This is a genomic window from Synechococcus sp. HIMB2401 (assembly GCF_042883245.1).
Taxonomy (GTDB): Bacteria; Cyanobacteriota; Cyanobacteriia; order PCC-6307; family Cyanobiaceae; genus Parasynechococcus.
Genome location: NZ_JBDJKK010000001.1, coordinates 467,154 through 485,207 on the forward strand (window position 1 = coordinate 467,154; position 18,054 = coordinate 485,207).

Sequence of the window (18,054 nt, forward strand, 5' to 3'; positions counted from 1 at the left end):
GTGTTCGAACCGGTTCAGATCCGGCTCGATCTGAGCCATCCCGAAACACAGACCATTGCGGTGTCCATCCAGTGGACACCGCAGACCCAACGCCAGACCTTCCAACTGCCGGTGTGGACACCGGGGTCGTACACGGTTCGTGATCACGCTCAGCACTTGCACAGCCTGCAGCTGCTGGCCAACGGCGAGGAGCTGCAGGTGCGTCGCATGGCGCCGCACCAGTGGCTCTGTGATCTGCCGGACCTGAGCCCGCTCACGCTCAACTATCAGCTGGAAGCCCGGGATCTCACCGTCCGCACCGGGTTGCTGGATCCTGATTTCGCGTCGCTCTGCCTCGCTGCTGTGGCGATGGACATCGACGGCTGCCGCTGGTCACCACACCACGTTGCCGTCACGGCTCCGGAGCACTGGAGTGTGCATCTGCCGCTGGAGCCCAGCGCTGAGGGCTGGGTCGCTGCCGATTTCGATGCCCTCGTGGACAGCCCGCTGCATGCGGGGCCGTTTCAGGCAGAACCCTTCATGGTGGAGGGCAAGACCCATGAGCTGTTGCTGATCGGCACGCCGCCGATGGGTTGGCCGCCGAACTTCATCAGCGACATCGAGAAGGTGTGCAGTGCCACCTGTCGCTTGCTGGGAACCCCTCCCCCGGCGGAGGACCGCTACCAACTGGTGCTGCAACTGCTCGATCAGGGTTACGGCGGCCTGGAACACGACCACAGTGCTGTACTGCAGTTCAGCTGGTCGGCTCTGGCCAAGCCCAAGGGGTACCGGCAGCTGTTGCAGCTGATCGGCCATGAATACCTGCACCAGTGGAATGTGCGGCGGCTGCGGCCCGTTGAGCTTCGCCCCTACGACTACGGGCAGGCGGTGATCACCGAAGGCCTCTGGTTCGCCGAGGGAATCACCAGCTATTTCGACCTCAGCCTGCCCCTGCTGGCGGGATGTTCGGATAGAACGATCCTGCTCAAGGATCTGGGGGAAGAGCTGTCCAGCGTGCTGATGTCACCCGGTTGTTCGATCCAGTCGTTGGCGGCCAGTGCCCGTGAGGCGTGGATCAAGCTTTACAAAGCGACGCCAGCCTCACGTGACAGCCAGATCAGCTACTACCGCCTCGGTGCGGCGGTGGCCTTCTGCCTCGACGTGCGCCTGCGGCAGGGCGGCCACTCCATGGCCGCGATCCTGCGGGAGTTGTGGCAGGGCCCCGGCCGTCAGGCCCGTGGCTACAGCCGTGATCACATCAAGGCGGCTGTGGCTCGATGGGATCGCGATCTTGCCTCGGATCTGGATCAATGGCTTGACCTGCCCGAGGCCGTTCCCCTGCTTGATTGCGTGAAGGCTCTGGGGCTGCGCATGGACCCTGTGCCGCTCAAGCATCCCGATCATGGACTCACCCTCAAGGATGCTGAGGGCGCCGCTTTGATTCAGCGGGTGCGGCGTGACAGTCCCGGACAACAGGCAGGGCTTGTGGTGGGTGATGAGCTGTTGGCGATCAATGGCTATCGGGTGCGTCGCAGCAGTGACCTCGCAGTTCTGCTTGAGAAACAGGAGTGTGTGCGCGTCACCTACTCACGACGCAGCCTGCTCAAGGAGACCCAGCTTTTCCCTGATGCGGGTGTGGACCATTGGACGTTGGATTGGGATCCTGGGTGCACAACGGAACAACGGCAGTTGCGGGATCGATGGTTCGAGATCGTTTAAGCCGTTTCTGCACCGGTGTGTGGAACCGCGTTGAACAGCACCGTCCGCTCTCCATCGCCGTTGCTGCAGCGGGGACGTTGGCTCTGGGGCTGACCAGCTGGTCGTTGATGGAGCAAGGGAAGCTCTCTTCTGTGGGGATGGAGCGTGGTCGCCAACGGGAGGACAACCCCTCCGCTTCGGTGCCGTTACCGCCGAAGTCGCGCTCTTGGCGCTCGCCCCTGGCCCGGCAGTGTTCGGGTGTGGACAGGGCGTTGCGGTCGCGTTTGAACCAGCTCGATGCCCGTTCGGGTTCCTGGCGGACGTTCGTGAAGATCGATCCCACCAATTTTGGTGAGCGCTACGACAAGGACGCCTACGGCCGTTTGATCGACGCCACGCCGAGGGTGGTGGTGCTTCACGAAACCGTCTACTCCTTGAGCTCCGCTCTGAACACCTTCATGACGCCCCACCCCCGCGATGAGGATCAGGTGAGTTATCACACCCTGGTGGGCCAGGACGGACGCGTTCTGGATCTGGTGGATCCCTTGAGCCGGGCCTATGGCGCAGGTTTTTCGGCCTTTCTGGGGGAGTGGGCGATCACCAACAAGAAGCTCAAGGGCTCCATTAACAACTTTGCTCTGCATCTGACCTTGGAGACACCACCATCAGGCGCGAATGCCAACCGTTCACACGTTGGCTACACCTCCAAGCAATACGACGCGCTGGCCCTGGTGTTGTCGGGTTGGATCCGCTCCTTCAATCTGCCGCCAGCGGCGATCACCACCCATCGCCATGTGGATCTGGGCGGAGAACGGGATGATCCCCGCAGTTTTGACTGGTCGAAACTTCAAACGCGGCTGGCGGCCCTCGGCGACCTCTGCGTGAGCTGATGCGTCGTTAGCGTTCGCATTCCTGTGTACTGCGTCGGTGATAACGCTCCCCAGCGAGGATCTTGATCGCATTATCGAAATGGCCTGGGAAGACCGAACGCCCTTCGAGGCGATCGAGTTTCAATTCGGACTCTCCGAGCCGCAGGTGATCGCAGTGATGCGGCAAGAGATGAAAGCGTCATCGTTCAAGCTTTGGCGCAAGCGGGTGAGCGGCCGCAAAACCAAACATGCCGCCACCAGCCGCTCCGATCGATTCCGGGCGAGCTGCCACAAGTGAATGGACCCCGATTCGGTTCAGCGCAGCTCTGAATTCTGCACGGGGGAGATGCGGAGCTATTTATCTACCTAAATAAAGTATTAGATCGTTTTTGATAGATTCTCATTGGTAGTTAAAGCTGAAGGACTGTTGTGCATTACAGGAATGGCTCGGCAAATATGCTTTAGAAAAAATCAAGTAAAGTATTTCTTTGCTGTGCTTTTTGCTGAGTTGATCGTTGTCGGCTAAAGCCCGTAGGGCTTGCATCCACCGGCAAGTGTATTCATGATTTTATCCTTTACCAGGAAAGATTTGCTGCTTGAAGAGCTCGCCTCAAGCTTGTTTAGTTTATGGTTTAAACGTGAAGAGGCCATTCTCAATTCTAGGCAAGCCATTTTGTAATTATCAAGACTGCCGGTCTTTGAAAATTCTTCGAGATGATTGTGGTATCTGAGCATCGCATGTTCGGCTTGTGCTGACACCTCAGAAGCGGCCAAAGGAAGCGTTGGCAGGTTCAGCAGCAATACCAACAGTGGAGGCCTCATTTGCTGGGGCTCGAAGTCTTCTCTCGATGCTGGGTCTGCTCTCCGCTAAGCGTTGATGTATTGGAGGTTTTGCAAGAAAATGAAATTTTTTGGCAATCTGCGTTCTCTTCCTGCCTTTGCTGTAGAGCGCTTTTTAGAGATAAAGCAGGGTCCAAGGTAATAATATTAAAGTGAATATATATTTATGAGTCGAACACTGCCGATCGTCTTTGTTGGAGTTGAAGAAAATAATTGTGGCAGAAATGTTATTCCAAGATGGGTCGTATGCTGCCTGATAAGAATATCCTTAGCGCAAAACCATGGCGGGGCTTGGGTAAGCCTTGATGGGTTGGATGGAGGCTGGAAAGTTCTTATAGTAGCTTGAACCTTTGGTATTTGCTTGGGTTTGCTTTTTACAAAGATGTGTTAGAGCTTCTTGTTTAGTTTGATGATATTCATTTCTTGGCCCCATGCAAGCAAGTTATTAGCGGTATCGCATAAGAATAAATAGCGGTTCCATGCTTCAATTATGCTGTCTGCTTCTTTTATGTATGTGGCCATAGCATGATGTGATCGCACAAACTCGCAGGAGGCTTTAATGCTTTGGGGTGTCATCTCATTTTCTTTGATCTTGGTTATCAATTGAAAACCCCAGAAAGCATGTGCCACCCCATTTGGCTGACAAACTGCCCGATCAAGAAGGTCGAGGATGGCTCTTAGTTCTGCTGCTCGTGCGTTGTCCATGCCATAGGCTTAACACACTTAATTTTTTGCATGCAAGAAAAAAGCCGGCTCATGCCGGCTCGTCGTTTATATGGTTTGAATTTGTTGATCTACCTATGCTTCTTGTTGCGATACACAGTTTTTGTATTCCTCCCAATTCTCCACTACTTCTCCGCATCCATTCACGACGCAGTGAAGCGGATCATTTGCCACCATGGTCCGAAGGCCTGTGCTTTCAGTTATCAACTCGCTGATGCCTGGGATAAGTGCACCCCCTCCAGCGAGAACAATGCCATTGGTGTAGACGTCGGCAGCCAGTTCTGGAGGGACATTGTCGAGAACTTTCTTGATCGCATCATTGATAAATCGCAGTGGTTCCTGAATCGCTTCGCATATTTCTCCAGAGGTGACGGTTACGCTTTGGGGTAATCCTGTTTGGCAGTTCAAGCCGCACACTTCGATTTGATTGACTTCTCCAGATGCGCCACGGTGCGCTGATCCAATGGTCAATTTGATGTCTTCAGAGGTTGTTTCACCCACGACCAATGAATATTTCTGCTTTAGGTATGCAGCAATGCTTTCAGTGATCTCATCGCCTGCCACTCGTACCGACTCACTTGTAACCGGAGCACCAAGGCTGAGAACGGCTACATCTGTTGTCCCACCACCAATATCCACGATCATGCTGCCCGTTGGTTCATTGATCGGCAATCCTGCGCCAATCGCTGCTGCAACCGTCTCATCAATCAGGTGAACTTCACGTGAGGCCAGTATTCCTGCTTCGCGAACGGCAAGTCTTTCAATATCGGTGATACATGAGGGAACTCCGATCACCATGCGAGGAGCATTCGCATTTTGTGTATTACTGTTTTTCATGAATGACTGCATCATCAAATCTGTTGCTGCTTTATTTGCAATAACACCGTCTCGTACAGGTCTTACTGTTTCAATATTTTCAGGCGTTTTTCCTATCATTTGTTTAGCGGGTTTTCCTGCCTTGAGTAGTTCACCACTCTTCTTGTTGATGGCGACAACAGATGGCTGGTCAAGGACGATTCCCTGCCCCGAAAGGTACATCAAAGTATTGGCTGTGCCGAGGTCAATGCCGATCGAAGGGGGCTTGCGGAAAATGCCGAACATTTGAGGTTTGTGTGTCCATTTCGAACATGCCCAGTTTGAGTTTTTACTCCCATCGGCTTAATTAACTTTTTGGTTTTCTAGCGTTGCCCTTCGCTTGCGCCTCTACCTGTGGTGGTTGTGTTGGTTGGCTTGCGTACTCGACTGAAGCATTCTTCCGACTTTTCTTCTGCTACCCGGAATCAGTATTTGTGCCGTCTGCATTGCCTGGCGTTCTGGGTGGCAGCTTTTGACGGTTTATGGCTATCGGTTGGGTAGTCATCGACGTGCCCATGGATGACAGAACGCTGTACGGGGTCCAAACGCCGAATCGTTCGTATTTGAAGGGTCATGTCGGTTCACTTCGAGGCTCTTTGTCGCTGCGGAGGGCGTCATTCGATCCATTTCGACCGAGGCACAACAATGCAACACATGCCATGCAGGGCTCTGTTCAGGCGTTTCCTATCGAGGCGACGTCGGCCCACGCCTTCTTCGCGACACCTTGTGATCACATGGCTTCTCTCTCTCGGAGTGGCAACGTTTTGCGTCTTGGTTAATGCCCTTACATCGACTGGATGACCAAGGGTTGATGCAGCATCAAGCTCTCCAAGGGACCAAAGGCCCACTTCAGCCATCGGACTTTCGCCCGCATCAGCCGCTTCGATCGGTTCAGCGCAGGACGCCCCGCAGGATCCCTTCAACAAGACCAGCCGGGATAGTGCCCCGGGGGAAATTTTGGGGTGCGTTGCGGTATCCCTGGCCTGAGATCAGGCCTGCAGCCACCTGCTCCATCACGCCGGCATAAGGGTCAATGTCATCGGAACGCCGGACCGGAGTGGTGAAGGACCTGACGCAGCCATAGAAATCCCTGGCGTCTCTGCACTGTGCCGCCACTTCGGCGTCCACCTGAGCGAGTGCGGTTGATGGGACAAGCAGGCCAAATGCCAGCAATGGAAGGAGCTGTTTCATCGGTCTGCCCTGCTGGATCGATGCTTCAACAGAAAGGGGAGCGTCCACATCCCCCATATGGGGGAGAGGCAGAGCTGACGAACTCCCTCAACTGAGGGATAAGGAGACGAGGGTTTGGGTTGGGCCGCTCATGCAGCCAATTGCTCGTCGTGGATCCCTAAACCGTGATCTCTGGATTCGGTTGGCGACCGCCGTAAATCAACCCGTGCAGTTCAGGGTCCTGCATGTAGCCCAACACCCGTGCTGGGTAATCCAATTTTCCGTTGTGGAGATAGGTGAGGGTGGCGATCGCCTTGGCATCCAGGTAGGAGCGACTCGCCTGCAGCATCAAGCTCTCCGGCAGACCAAGGGCCAGCTTCAGCCGTTGAAACTTGGCCGCCAGCAGGGTGATGTTCATCTCGGGGTCCAGCAATTGATTGCGGGCCCAGGTGATCTCCTCCTGTGTTGGGTTCGCCGGCAGCCGGTTCTGATGGATCAGTTCCGAGACGCTGATCTGGGCCGGTCCGTGGGTCTTCACAAGACCGGAATGGGCGATGAATGGGAGGCTCTCCCCCGGCTTGGAGTGCTGAATTTCGTCGAAAAGAACGGCGGTGATCAGCATTGGATTCACCTGATGCGCCGCTGCCTGGCGCAGGATCACCGGCTTCAGCTCGCGAAGACGATCCAGGGTGGATACGCGCAATGGTTGGAGCTGATCCATCCCGCTGGTGAACAGCTGGGCCAGCTGCGTCTGGGGGCTGTGCACCCCGAAGCGCCGTTGCAGCAGCTTCAGTTCTTCGGGCGAGAAATCTGTGGGCTCCAGTCTGTCTTCCACCACAACAGGCGCCTGATCCCCAACCTCAGCAACCGGGTGTGACCACTGACCAACCAGGCACAGGCTCGCTGCCGTGGCCAAGAGAGCTGTTGTCCATCGCAATGGCTAAGCCATGGGGGATGGAAATGGGGTCAGCGGAAGATGACATGAAACTAGCTGTGGTGTCCTTTTATGCGGGCATCCCGTCAGATTCTGGATACGTTCGGCAGGACTGCACCGTCCGCCCGGCATGAGCTTTCCGGATTTCAACGCTTCCGACGCTCATATTCAGTGGCAGAGGTTCTGCGATCTCAGCTGGTATCACGATGATCTGGGCGTCTGGCTCGACATCAGCCGGATGCATGTGAACGCCACTGATCTGCAGCAGCTGCAGCCGCGAATGGACAAGGCGTTCGCGGCGATGCAGGAGTTGGAAGCCGGCGCCATCGCCAATCCCGATGAGCAGCGCCAGGTGGGGCATTACTGGCTTCGCACCCCTGAACTCGCTCCCTCGTCAGAGCTTCAACAGCACATCTCCAGGGAAATCGATCTGATCGCAGCCTTTGGGCGCGATGTAATCAACGGAACGATCAAGGCCCCCAACGGCGAAGCCTTCACCGATGTGCTCTGGATCGGCATCGGCGGTAGTGGCCTGGGACCGGCCTTGATGATCAAGGCGCTCCAAAACCCGGGCGAGGGGCTTCCGTTTCATTTCTTCGACAACGTCGATCCCAATGGGATGAGCAACGTTTTGGCGGGGTTGGAGGGTCGTCTCGACCGCACCCTGGTGGTGACGGTGAGCAAGTCGGGGGGAACGCCCGAACCCCACCTCGGCATGGAGCAGGCTCGCCATCGCCTCGAGGCCGCTGGGGGCCAGTGGGCTGGTCAGGCCGTTGCCGTGACGATGCTCGACAGCAAGCTGGATCAGCAGGCCCAGAAGGAAGGTTGGCTCAAGTGCTTCGACATGTTCGATTGGGTGGGGGGGCGCACCAGCATCACCAGTGCCGTTGGTCTGCTGCCCGGTGCCTTGATTGGCTGTGACATCCGCGATTTCCTCACCGGCGCCTCTCAGATGGATGCCGCCACCCGCGCCGCGGATCTGCGCCGCAATCCAGCCGCCCTGATGGCTGCTTCCTGGTTCGTGGCCGGTGGTGGTCGTGGTCAGCGCGACATGGTTGTTCTGCCCTACCGCGATCGTCTGGAGGTGTTCAGCCGTTACCTCCAGCAGCTGGTGATGGAATCCCTGGGCAAGCGCCTGGATCGCAACGGTGACGTGGTGCATCAGGGCATCGCTGTTTACGGCAACAAAGGCTCCACCGACCAGCACGCCTATGTGCAGCAGCTGCGCGACGGTGTCGATAATTTCTTCGCCACCTTCATCGAGGTGCTCGAAGACGTGAGCGACGTCCCCACGCTTGGCGGGGAATGCCCCGGCGACTTCCTCGATGGTTTCCTGCAGGGCACCCGCTCAGCCCTCACCGAGGGTGGCCGCCAGAGCATGACGATCAGCATGCGCCGCTTTGATGCCCGCCGTCTCGGCGCCTTAATCGCTCTGTTCGAGCGTGCCGTCGGTCTCTACGGCGAACTGGTGAACATCAACGCTTACCACCAGCCCGGCGTGGAAGCCGGCAAGAAGGCAGCGGCGGCGATTCTCGACCTTCAAGGTCGTGTAGAGGCGATCCTGGCCGACGGTGTGGCCCGCTCCGCCGATGAGATTCGCCTGGCCCTCGGGGATGGCACCGATGAATCCATCTTTTGGATTCTGCGTCACCTCACCGGCAACCAGCGCGGCTTCAGTGCCCAGGGCGACTGGAGCCAGCCCGCCTCGATGCGTTTCAGCAAAGGCTGATCCCGCCTGGGATCAGGGCACCAGGTTCACCAGTTTTCCGGGGACCACGATCACCCGACGGGGGGCTGCACCCTCCAACCATTTTTCGGCCACATCACTGGCCAGGGCGAGCCGTTCCAGCTCCTCCTTGTCTGCGGAGGCCGGAACCTGCAGTTTGCCCCGCACCTTGCCCTTCACCTGGATGACCACTTCAACGCTGTCCTGCACCAGAGCCGTTGGATCCAGAACCGGCCAGCTTTGACGGTGCACGCTGCCGCTTCCCCCCAGACGGCTCCAGAACTCCTCCGCCAGATGTGGCGCGAACGGAGCCAGGAGGCGAACCAGTCCGGAAAGAGTTTCCTGCAACACAGGTGCACTCAGGACCTCGATGCCCGTGGAGCTGATGGCATTGGAGAGCTTCATCAGCTCGGAGATGGCCGTGTTCAGCTGAATCTCGTCGCTGAGGTCCTCGCTGACGGCTTCGATGGCCAGGTGCAGCGCCCGACGTACGTCGCTGTCGGCATCGCTCAGATCGGCCGGCCGTTGCATCGGCTCGAGTGAGTCGATGCGGGCAGCACCGGCCTCAATAAGGCGCCAAAGCCGTTGCAGGAAGCGGAACTGGCCCTCCACATCGGCGTCATCCCACTCCAGATCCTTCTCCGGCGGTGCCTTGAACAGTATGAACATGCGGGCTGTGTCTGCGCCGTAGCGGTCGATCACTGCTGCGGGGTCAACGCCGTTGTATTTCGACTTCGACATCTTCTCGAACAACACCTCGAGCTTGTCGCCGGTGTTGGGATCCCGGGGGTCTTCGGGATCTGCCACGTCTGCTGGAGCGATGTACTTGCCGGTTGTCGCATTGCGGTAGGTGATTCCCTGCACCATGCCCTGGGTGAGGAGCCGTTCAAACGGTTCGTTGATGTCGATCAGGCCACGATCCTTCAGCGCCTTGGTGAAGAAACGGGCATAGAGCAGGTGCAGGATCGCGTGTTCGATGCCACCCACGTATTGCTTCACCGGCAACCAGCGGTTCACCGCTTCCTTGCTGAAGGGTTTCTCGGTGTTGTGGGGATCGGCGAAGCGCAGGAAATACCAGGAGGAACACATGAATGTGTCCATCGTGTCTGTTTCCCGCTTGGCCGGCTTGCCGCAGCAGGGACAGGCCACGTTGACCCAGTCGCTCTGCTGGCTCAGGGGCGAACCGCCCTTTCCAGAGAGATCAATGCCCCGGGGCAGCTCCACCGGAAGGTCCTCGCGGGGCACCGGAACAGCACCGCAGTCATCGCAATGGATGACGGGAATGGGGCAGCCCCAGTAGCGCTGGCGTGAGATCAGCCAGTCGCGCAGGCGATAGGTGACCTTGCTCCTTGCCCAGCCCTTCTCGGCGCCGTGGCCGGTGATGGCGCCCTTGGCTTCGCTGGAGGCCGTGCCATCGAAGCTGCCGGAGTTGACCAGTGTTCCGGCATCCGTCCAGGCCTGACCGGCCGCGATGGCTTCAGCAGCGCCCTCGGCGTCGATCACCTGCTGAATCGGCAGACCGTTCGACTGGGCAAAGGCGATGTCGCGTTGGTCGTGGGCCGGTACGCCCATCACGGCGCCCGTTCCGTACTCGGCCAGCACGTAGTCGGCGATCCACACCGGCAGCACCGCCCCCGTGAGGGGGTTGATCACATGACTGCCGATGGGCACCCCCCGTTTGGGCCTGTCATCACTGGTGCGTTCGATCGTGCTCAGACGAGCCACCTCCTTGCGGAAGGCCTCCACCGTGTCCTTCTGATCAGCGCTGGTGAGGCTGTCCACCAGCTCGTTTTCCGGTGCCAGCACCACGTAGCTCGCCCCCGCGAGGGTGTCGGGTCGGGTGGTGAACACGGTGATCATCTGATCTTGTGCTCCCTCAACCCTGAAGCTGATCTCCGCCCCTTCCGACCGGCCGATCCAGTTGGCCTGCATGGTGCGCACCCGTTCCGGCCACCCCTTGAGGGCGTCCAGGTCATTGAGCAGCGGCTCGGCGTAGTCGGTGATGCGCAGGAACCACTGGTTCAGCTGGCGTTGTTCCACCAGAGCTCCGGAGCGCCAGGAGCGGCCGTCACCATCCACCTGCTCATTGGCCAGCACGGTCTGGTCGACGGGATCCCAGTTGACGGTGGCGTTCTTGCGATAGGCCAGCCCCCCTTCGAGCAGTTCAAGGAACAGCCACTGGGTCCATCGGTAGTAGTCGCTGTGGCAGGTCGCCTGTTCGCGGCTCCAATCGATCGAAAGGCCAAGGCGATCCAGCTGCGCCCGCATTTGATCGATGTTGCGGTCGGTCCAGTCGCCGGGGTCCACATTGCGTTCGATTGCCGCGTTTTCAGCGGGAAGTCCGAAGGCATCCCAGCCCATCGGATGCAGCACGGCATGGCCCCGCATGCGTTGAACCCGGGCGATCACATCGGTGATCACGTAGTTGCGCACATGGCCCATGTGCAGGCTTCCCGAGGGGTACGGGAACATCGACAGGGCAAAGAATCCGGGCTTCTCACCACCTTCTTCTGTGGTATCCACCCCATCCGCCTTCCAACTCTCCTGCCAGCGCTGCTCCAGCGCAGTGGGGTCATAACGACCGGTCTGGGCACTGGCGTCGACGGCAGGGTTGGCAGCGTTCACGGAACCAGCGCTCGGCAAGGTTGCGATCGTGCCACATGCCTGGTGTTCAGCCGAGGGAGCAGATCACGCTGATCTGCCGACGGTTGATCAGCACGGGCCGGCTCGCACCCGCCCGTTCGATGGCCAGAAACTCAGGGTCCTGCCAGATCAGACGCCCCTCGATGGGCTCCTGTCCCACCACAGCAATGCTGAGGGGGAGCTGTTCACGAATCCAGCTCTGCAGCAACCGAACCCCCGGAAGGCTTGGATCGAGTGGAGATGTCTCCATAGGATTCGGGGGCAATACCGGCCACGCATGCTGCAGTTCAGCAAATATCAGGGACTTGGCAACGACTTCCTGATCGTTGAAGGCCGGCAGGGACAACTGCCCGATGCCATCAGCAATCCCGATCCCGCATGGGTGCGGCGCATCTGTGATCGGCGCTTCGGCGTTGGTGGCGATGGCCTGATTCTGGCGCTGCCTCCTCAGGAGGAGGGAGAACTGCGGATGCGGATTCTCAATGCCGATGGCAGTGAGGCCGAAATGTGTGGCAACGGCATTCGCTGCCTGGCCCGCTACCTGGCCGACACCGACGGTGATGCCCCAGGCCGCCGCTGGGACATCGAAACCCTGGCGGGAATGATTCGCCCCGAACTGATGGTCGATGGCCAGTTGCGGGTGGACATGGGTCCTCCTTTCCTCACCTCCGAGGGCATCCCCACAACCCTGATGCCCGAAGACGGATTGCCGCAGGGGGTGCTTCTGCTGGAGGGAGAACAACTGAAGGTGGCGGCCGTTGGCATGGGCAATCCCCATGTGGTGGTGCCCGTCGACGACCTGGCCAGCATTCCCTTTGATGCCTGGGGTGCTGCCCTGGAGGTCCATCCGGCCTTCCCGGCCAAGACCAACGTTCATTTCCTCCAGGTGCACAGCCGTGAACAGCTGGAGATCCGGGTCTGGGAACGGGGGGCTGGCCCGACATTGGCCTGCGGCACCGGTGCCTGCGCCACCCTGGTGGCGGCGGTGCTGTTGGGCCTCGCCGATGACTGCGCCGAGGTGGTGCTGCCCGGCGGTCCGCTGATGATTGAGTGGCGTGATCGCTCCGGTTCCGTGCTGATGACGGGACCCGCCGAAGCGGTGTTTGACGGGGTGCTGACGCCCGACCTGGTGCCGGCAGGATCCTCGATGGCTTCGACCAGCGAAGCCCCTGCCGCTCCACCTGCGCCGATGGCCGTAAGCGACTTCGATTGCTCCAAGGATTGCGCTGAGCAGTGTCAGCGCCCCGACCGCTGCCTCCGCGATGAGGCGCAGCAGAGGGTGCAGGCTTTCCTCAGCAGCACGTCCCTCGACTCGATGCTCAATCTCGCCAGTGAGTCCCTGGAGCAGCGCACCAAGGCGCGGTTCGAGCGTGGAACCCCCTGAGCTCTACCTGGATGCTGCTGCCACGACACCGCCCCTGCCGGCGGTGATCGCGGTGATGCAGCAGTTGCAGCAGACGGCCTGGGCCAACCCCAGCAGCCTCCATGGGGCTGGGTTGGTAGCAGCGGAAGCTCTGGAGCGAGCGCGCTGGAGCATCGCCGAGCGCTTTGCTGTCAATCCTGACCAGTTGATCGTCACCTCTGGGGCGACGGAATCCGTGCACCTTGCCTTGCTCGGCAGTGCCGCCGGTCTTGTCCCGGGCCGGTTGGTGATCTCTGCGGTGGAGCATCCTGCGGTGGTCGCTGCGGCGCACCAACTGGACGCCCTGGGCTGGAGCATTGCCGAATGGCCCGTTGATGGGCAGGGCGTACTGCGGCTCGATCAGCTCGATCGGTTGTTGTCCGCTCCAACCCGATTGGTTTCCCTGATTGCAGCCCAGGGCGAGGTGGGTGCACTGCAACCGATCAGCACGATCGCTCGGGCCTGCCGCGAGCGCAGCATCGTCATCCATAGCGATGCCACCCAGCTTGTGCCCCAGGGTTGCTTCGCCTTCGAGCGGCTCGGGGTTGATCTGCTGACCCTCTCCGCCCACAAGTTCCGCGGCCCCCGGGGCGTGGGCCTGTTGATTCGGGCCCCCGGTGTGGACCTTTCACCGCTCCAGGGCGGCGGTGGCCAGGAGCACGGCCTGCGCTCCGGTACCGAACCTGTTGCGTTGGTGGGCGGCATGGCCGAAGCCCTGATGGCCCTCCCCAGCTTTGACCCCGTCAGCCAGCACGTTCCACCGGGCAGCTCAACCCAGATCCGTCGTCAACGGGATCAACTGCTCGAACGCCTTCTGGAGCTACCCCAGCTTCAGCTCTGCGGCCCTTCTCCCGATCAGCGTCTGCCCCATCACATTGCGCTGTTGGCTAAAACCGTTGGTGGACAGCCGTTGCCGGGACGCGATCTGGTGCGACGGCTGGCGGCGGCGGGGGTGGCCTGCAGCAGCGGCAGTGCCTGCAGCAGTGGCAGCAGTGCCGACAGTCCTGTGCTCACGGCCATGGGCATTCCCGGGCCTGAACGTCAGTCGGGCCTGCGGCTGACCCTTGGCCCCTGGTTGTCGGATCAGGATCTCGACGCCGTTCCCGGCCGTTTTGCCTCCGCGTTAACGGCATTGTCCTGACATGCTTTGGCGATGACTCAATCCGACGCTTCCTGTCTCGCCCTCCCCGCGGATCTGCTCGCCGCCGAGGAGGCCATGCTGCAAGCCGCCCTGGCGGCCGTTGGATCCGGCGACGGTCAACGCTGGGCCGCAAGCCTCCGTTTTGAAGGGCTTCGCCTTCTGCCGGTGGCGGTGAGGCTGGCCCGAGCACTGATCGCTGCCGGTCAGGACCTGTTGATGGTTTGGCCCGATGCCGGTGCTGCCGCCCTGGCCCGCCGCGATGCCGAGGACCTCAAGGAGGTGATCCTTGATTTCAATCAGCTCAAACGGGCGGAGAGCGATGTTCCCGACACCCGTCTTCTGCTTGCGGTGAACCCCTCCCCTGCGGATTACGAGGAGTTCCAGGCCTTGTGTGAGAACCACGCAGGAGTGGTTCTGATGCTGAATGGACGTCTCGAAGACGCCGCCGTCGGCATCGGCAGCGTGGCCCGGGAGCGCCGAAAGGGTTTCGTGGCCAGCTGGCAGCAGGCCTACTGGCTCCAGCCCCTGGAGGGAGGCGCGTTGATGCGCTGTTTCCCCGATGACTGGCGTCTCTATCGACAGGATCCCGATGGTTATCGGCAACTGGAGGTGCTTCCCGAACGTCCGGATCCCGACACCACAGCAGCGCTTCTGGCCGGTGAAGATCCCGACAGCATCAAGCAACAGCTGTCCGGGGTCGACCGCTTTCTTGATGGTCTGCGCAATTGAGCCGCCTCTGGCTTGATCCAGGCTCAGACTCTCCTTAAGGTTCAAGCCCAGGCTCCCCTGCGATGGTGCTCAACAGGCTTCGATCCCTTTCACCCATCGATGCCGTGGCTGGAGTCGTCGCCTTGGCCGCTCTGGCCGGGGTTGTCTGGTCCCCCAAGCTCTCGAATGCGGTCGCCAAGGCCACCGGTGCCGTGAAGCCTGTGCAGGTGAGCGTTGATGTGGTGCAGCTGTACAGCGCCGATCCCGAGCAGCTGCTGAATTCAGTGCGGGAGGAAGCAGCCCTCAACATTGTGATTCGCAACCAACCGGCCGGACGGGTGAGCCTGGTGTCGGTGGATGACGTCACCAATTCCCTGACGGCGGTGCAGCCCGATGGTTCGGTGGTGCTCGCCGATGCTCCCGCCACGGCTCTACCCCGCCATGCCCGGTTTGTGATGGAGGCCCAGGCTGAGATCAAACCCTCCGGTGTTGTGATCGGTGGCACCAAGCTCAAGGTGGGTGTGCCCGTTGAGCTGGAGGGTCGCCTCTACCGCTTGAACGGTGTTGTGAGCGGAGTGATGCCTCTGTGATTCGCTCTGCCCTGGTCTCCCTGCTGGTGCTGGCGCCCCAGTTGCCCGTCAGGGCAGGGCCTCCACTGTTGGCACCACCTCCGGTGGTGCAGCGTCAGGGCCAGGCCATGATCAGCGGCGGTGCACTGTGCCCGGCCCTGCAGACGGCCTTGGAATCAGCGGTGGGCACGGAAGAGCGGCTTTGGAGCGTCAGCGTTGTCGATCAACGGGGCCAGCTGCTGGCTGATCTCAACGGGGGGATCCCTCGGATTCCTGCATCGAATCAGAAACTGGTCAGCACGGCCTTTGCCCTGGATCGCCTCGGCCCCGACTTCCGTCTGAAGACGCAGCTGTTGCGTCATCCCGATGGATCACTGGAGATCGTGGGGGAGGGCGATCCCGACCTCAGCATTGCCGAGATCCAGAAGTTCGCCATGGTGGCCCTCGGCCAGGGCGGCTCCAGCAGCACCTCCAGCTCCGCCTCTGCGCCGGTTCAGCTGATGGTGCGGGAGGAACCGCGTCAACTCTGGTGGCCTGCCGATTGGGATCCTGCGGATCGCTCCTACGCCTACGGCGCACCGATCACCCGCCTTGCTCTCACCAGCAACGCCCTGCACATGGCGGTGATGGATCCAGCGGCACGGCTGCAGCGGATTCTCAACTCCACCGTGCAGCAACAAGGGGGACAGATCCGCCTGCAGATGGTTGATCAGCGGACCCGAGAGGCGGCCCTTGCGCGGAACTGGCGGGCGAGTGTTGTCCTGCACAGCGAGGATTCCGCGCCGATGCACGCCCTGCTCAGCCTGGCCAACACGGAGAGCCACAATTTCACCGCTGAGGTGCTGATGCGTGAAGCGGCGGACGTTTGGGATGTGAACCGTGCGTCCATCGCCACCACCCGCTGGTTGCAAGCCCAGGGCATCCCGATGACGGGACTTCGGCTGCGGGATGGCAGCGGACTCTCACGGGGCAACCGTCTCACCAGCCGTTCCTTGTCTGTGCTGCTGTGGCGCATGGCGCAACACCCCCTGGCGGCCTACTACCAGGCCTCGATGGCGATTGCAGGCCAGAGGGGAACGCTGCGCAACTACTTCTGGGGCACACCACTTGTGGGCCGCTTCTGGGGAAAGACCGGCACCCTCAGCGGAGTCCGATCGATCTCCGGCATTCTTGAAACCACCGATGGACCGCGTTACGTGAGCATGATTACCAACGGGTCCTATGTACCCAACTCCGTGATGGGCCAGATCCTGCTGGCCAGCCAGCGGATCAGCCGTTGCCCCGCATGGACCGCAGCCGTGATGCTGCCCGCTGAGCCCGACTGAACGGAACGGTTTTGCTGTCGTCGCCAGCGTTGGGGCCAGGGGCCGCGGAGCGGATCGTCTGAATCTTGGAGAGCTCCTGACGGCCGGCCATCACCACCTGGGCCATTTCCTTGAGGCGAACCTCCAGCTCTCCCAGGGTCTGCTCGGCGTAACGGTTGGCCCCGTCCTGAACGCCGGCTGCTTCCTGGCGGCTGCGTTGGATTAGCGACTCGCACTGCTGTTGGGTCTGCTGGCGGAACTGCAGCGCGTCGTTGTGAATTCGCTCGGCCTCATCGCGGCCTTCCTTCTGCAGACGCAGGGCTTCACGGCGAATTGACTCCAGATCCTGCAGTGCCTGCTGTCGGTTGGCTTCGTGCTGCTCAGCGTGATGGCGCTTGAGTTCCGCTGCGTTGGCCTCGATTTGTTGGATTTGCTGCTGGGCCTGTTGGCGGCTGGCATCGAGTCGCTCAGCGTGTTGACGCTTCAGCTCAATCGCTTCTTGATCCAGCTGCTGGCGACGCTCCAGTGCTTCCTGCTCCAGCTGCTGCCGGCGAGAGGCGAACTGCTGTTCCAACTGGGCCAACTTGCTTTGCATCTCCTGCTCCAACTTCGCCCCCTGCTCGCGCGTTTTCTGGAGCAACTGCTCACACTGCTGGCGGGCTTGCTCACGCATCTCATTCACCTGCCGTTCCGCTTCCTGGCGGACCGCGGTGTTGTTCACCAGCTGCTCGCGCTGACGCTGGGCCTGTTCAACGATCTCCTCGGCGTTCCTGCGGGCGGTGTTGATGAACTCGTCCCGGCGATCCAGAAGTTTGGCGGCCCGCTCCAGCTCCTTCGGCAATTCATCGCGGACGGCATCCAGCAGCTCGACGGCATCCGTTTCGTTGACCAGACGTCCGCCGGTGAAGGGCAGCCGACTGCCCTCCAGCACAACTTCCTCCAGCTGATCGAGTTGATCGAGAACGGAGAACCGGACGTCGTTCATCTCAGCTGGCATGGAAAGTTGAATTAAAGAGCCTGTTGAGGTCCTTCGCCACCTCTGGCGGAACCATGTGGTCGATCGATCCACCGAAGCGGGCCACTTCCTTCACCACCGAGCTGCTGAGGAAGCTGTGGCGGGCCGTCGTGGCCATGAACACCGTTTCCAGATCGTCTGCCAAGGAGCGGTTGGTGTGGGCGATCTGCAGTTCGTATTCGAAGTCACTCATCGCTCGCAGGCCCCTCAGGATCAGGTCGGCGCGATGGGTGACGGCACAGTTCACGGTGAGGCCATCGAAACTGATCACCTCAACGCCGGAGAGGTGGCGTGTCGCCGTGCGGATCTGTTCGATCCGCTCTTCGACACTGAACGCGGGCCGTTTGCTCGGATTGCTGAGTACCGCGACAACTACCTCACCAAACAGGCTCACCGCCCGCTCGATCAGGTCCATATGACCATTGGTGAGAGGGTCGAAACTGCCGGGGTAGAGCGCCCGCATCGGGAATCAGCGATG

18 protein-coding genes are annotated in these 18,054 nt (G+C 60.4%); 9 read left to right on the forward strand and 9 right to left on the reverse strand.

Annotated features, from left to right (window positions below):
* From AAXE93_RS03005 to AAXE93_RS03015, 3 genes are read left to right on the forward strand one after another with little or no spacing between them, the layout of a single operon-like run.
* Window positions 1-1,698 carry a M61 family metallopeptidase gene (locus tag AAXE93_RS03005; protein WP_390127985.1) on the forward strand — a complete coding sequence of 566 codons (1,698 nt, stop codon included), beginning with the start codon at window positions 1-3 and terminating at the stop codon, window positions 1,696-1,698.
* Entirely contained in the window at window positions 1,680-2,567 is an 888-nt protein-coding gene (locus AAXE93_RS03010) for an N-acetylmuramoyl-L-alanine amidase (protein ID WP_390127987.1), read from the forward strand. The genes AAXE93_RS03005 and AAXE93_RS03010 overlap by 19 nt, the downstream gene beginning before the upstream one ends.
* A gap of 37 nt (window positions 2,568-2,604) precedes the next feature.
* Window positions 2,605-2,844 (forward strand): TIGR03643 family protein, encoded by a 240-nt coding sequence (locus AAXE93_RS03015; protein WP_390127989.1) that lies wholly within the window; start codon window positions 2,605-2,607, stop codon window positions 2,842-2,844.
* A gap of 224 nt (window positions 2,845-3,068) precedes the next feature.
* On the opposite strand, the gene AAXE93_RS03020 is transcribed toward AAXE93_RS03015, so the two are convergent.
* The 5 genes from AAXE93_RS03020 to AAXE93_RS03040 all read right to left on the reverse strand — a co-directional run bounded on the left by AAXE93_RS03020 (window position 3,069) and on the right by AAXE93_RS03040 (window position 6,969).
* On the reverse strand, window positions 3,069-3,353 hold the full coding sequence (locus AAXE93_RS03020) for a hypothetical protein (RefSeq protein ID WP_390127991.1): 285 nt from the start codon (window positions 3,351-3,353) through the stop codon (window positions 3,069-3,071).
* A 420-nt stretch (window positions 3,354-3,773) separates the two neighbouring features.
* Window positions 3,774-4,091, reverse strand: coding sequence for a hypothetical protein (locus AAXE93_RS03025; RefSeq protein WP_390127993.1), 318 nt, complete (start codon window positions 4,089-4,091; stop codon window positions 3,774-3,776).
* A 93-nt stretch (window positions 4,092-4,184) separates the two neighbouring features.
* Window positions 4,185-5,210 carry a rod shape-determining protein gene (locus AAXE93_RS03030; RefSeq protein ID WP_390127995.1) on the reverse strand — a complete coding sequence of 342 codons (1,026 nt, stop codon included), beginning with the start codon at window positions 5,208-5,210 and terminating at the stop codon, window positions 4,185-4,187.
* A gap of 645 nt (window positions 5,211-5,855) precedes the next feature.
* Window positions 5,856-6,155, reverse strand: a complete 300-nt coding sequence (locus AAXE93_RS03035) for a hypothetical protein (protein WP_390127997.1) — start codon at window positions 6,153-6,155, stop codon at window positions 5,856-5,858.
* 157 nt (window positions 6,156-6,312) lie between these two features.
* Window positions 6,313-6,969, reverse strand: a complete 657-nt coding sequence (locus AAXE93_RS03040) for a helicase DnaB (protein ID WP_390127999.1) — start codon at window positions 6,967-6,969, stop codon at window positions 6,313-6,315.
* 229 nt (window positions 6,970-7,198) lie between these two features.
* Here AAXE93_RS03040 and AAXE93_RS03045 point away from each other — a divergent pair, with 229 nt between their 5' ends.
* Window positions 7,199-8,797 (forward strand): glucose-6-phosphate isomerase, encoded by a 1,599-nt coding sequence (locus AAXE93_RS03045; protein WP_390128001.1) that lies wholly within the window; start codon window positions 7,199-7,201, stop codon window positions 8,795-8,797.
* A 12-nt stretch (window positions 8,798-8,809) separates the two neighbouring features.
* Here the strand turns inward: AAXE93_RS03045 and leuS are convergent, their stop codons facing one another.
* Together leuS and AAXE93_RS03055 are read right to left on the reverse strand one after the other, a co-directional pair.
* Window positions 8,810-11,419, reverse strand: coding sequence for a leucine--tRNA ligase (gene leuS / locus AAXE93_RS03050; RefSeq protein WP_390128004.1), 2,610 nt, complete (start codon window positions 11,417-11,419; stop codon window positions 8,810-8,812).
* Between the two features lie 46 nt (window positions 11,420-11,465).
* Window positions 11,466-11,687 carry a hypothetical protein gene (locus AAXE93_RS03055; protein WP_390128006.1) on the reverse strand — a complete coding sequence of 74 codons (222 nt, stop codon included), beginning with the start codon at window positions 11,685-11,687 and terminating at the stop codon, window positions 11,466-11,468.
* Between the two features lie 27 nt (window positions 11,688-11,714).
* Between AAXE93_RS03055 and dapF the strand changes: the two genes are divergently transcribed.
* The 5 genes from dapF to dacB all read left to right on the forward strand — a co-directional run bounded on the left by dapF (window position 11,715) and on the right by dacB (window position 16,582).
* Window positions 11,715-12,821 carry a diaminopimelate epimerase gene (gene dapF / locus AAXE93_RS03060; RefSeq protein WP_390128008.1) on the forward strand — a complete coding sequence of 369 codons (1,107 nt, stop codon included), beginning with the start codon at window positions 11,715-11,717 and terminating at the stop codon, window positions 12,819-12,821.
* Window positions 12,808-13,980, forward strand: coding sequence for a cysteine desulfurase family protein (locus AAXE93_RS03065; RefSeq protein ID WP_390128011.1), 1,173 nt, complete (start codon window positions 12,808-12,810; stop codon window positions 13,978-13,980). Before dapF ends, AAXE93_RS03065 begins: the two co-directional genes overlap by 14 nt.
* A gap of 12 nt (window positions 13,981-13,992) precedes the next feature.
* On the forward strand, window positions 13,993-14,709 hold the full coding sequence (locus AAXE93_RS03070; protein WP_115162008.1) for a DUF1995 family protein: 717 nt from the start codon (window positions 13,993-13,995) through the stop codon (window positions 14,707-14,709).
* 62 nt (window positions 14,710-14,771) lie between these two features.
* Window positions 14,772-15,278: a DUF4330 domain-containing protein gene (locus AAXE93_RS03075; protein ID WP_390128014.1), complete on the forward strand. Its 507-nt coding sequence runs from the start codon at window positions 14,772-14,774 to the stop codon at window positions 15,276-15,278.
* Complete coding sequence (gene dacB / locus AAXE93_RS03080) at window positions 15,275-16,582, forward strand: D-alanyl-D-alanine carboxypeptidase/D-alanyl-D-alanine-endopeptidase (RefSeq protein ID WP_390128017.1); 1,308 nt, start codon at window positions 15,275-15,277, stop codon at window positions 16,580-16,582. Before AAXE93_RS03075 ends, dacB begins: the two co-directional genes overlap by 4 nt.
* On the opposite strand, the gene AAXE93_RS03085 is transcribed toward dacB, so the two are convergent.
* A complete protein-coding gene (locus AAXE93_RS03085) occupies window positions 16,527-17,546 on the reverse strand; it encodes a hypothetical protein (protein WP_390128019.1) in 1,020 nt (339 codons plus the stop codon). The genes dacB and AAXE93_RS03085 overlap by 56 nt on opposite strands.
* 1 nt (window position 17,547) lies before the next feature.
* A complete protein-coding gene (gene coaD, locus AAXE93_RS03090) occupies window positions 17,548-18,039 on the reverse strand; it encodes a pantetheine-phosphate adenylyltransferase (RefSeq protein ID WP_114989170.1) in 492 nt (163 codons plus the stop codon).
* Between the last annotated feature and the right edge of the window lie 15 nt (window positions 18,040-18,054).

Bases quoted from the DNA above. Each gene is read 5' to 3' on its own strand.
- AAXE93_RS03010 (WP_390127987.1), top strand. From the start codon at position 1,680: ATGGTTCGAGATCGTTTAAGCCGTTTCTGCACCGGTGTGTGGAACCGC.
- AAXE93_RS03025 (WP_390127993.1), bottom strand. From the start codon at position 4,091: ATGGACAACGCACGAGCAGCAGAACTAAGAGCCATCCTCGACCTTCTT.
- AAXE93_RS03030 (WP_390127995.1), bottom strand. From the start codon at position 5,210: ATGTTCGGCATTTTCCGCAAGCCCCCTTCGATCGGCATTGACCTCGGC.
- AAXE93_RS03035 (WP_390127997.1), bottom strand. From the start codon at position 6,155: ATGAAACAGCTCCTTCCATTGCTGGCATTTGGCCTGCTTGTCCCATCA.
- AAXE93_RS03045 (WP_390128001.1), top strand. From the start codon at position 7,199: ATGAGCTTTCCGGATTTCAACGCTTCCGACGCTCATATTCAGTGGCAG.
- AAXE93_RS03055 (WP_390128006.1), bottom strand. From the start codon at position 11,687: ATGGAGACATCTCCACTCGATCCAAGCCTTCCGGGGGTTCGGTTGCTG.
- dapF (WP_390128008.1), top strand. From the start codon at position 11,715: ATGCTGCAGTTCAGCAAATATCAGGGACTTGGCAACGACTTCCTGATC.
- AAXE93_RS03070 (WP_115162008.1), top strand. From the start codon at position 13,993: ATGACTCAATCCGACGCTTCCTGTCTCGCCCTCCCCGCGGATCTGCTC.
- AAXE93_RS03075 (WP_390128014.1), top strand. From the start codon at position 14,772: ATGGTGCTCAACAGGCTTCGATCCCTTTCACCCATCGATGCCGTGGCT.
- AAXE93_RS03085 (WP_390128019.1), bottom strand. From the start codon at position 17,546: ATGAACGACGTCCGGTTCTCCGTTCTCGATCAACTCGATCAGCTGGAG.
- coaD (WP_114989170.1), bottom strand. From the start codon at position 18,039: ATGCGGGCGCTCTACCCCGGCAGTTTCGACCCTCTCACCAATGGTCAT.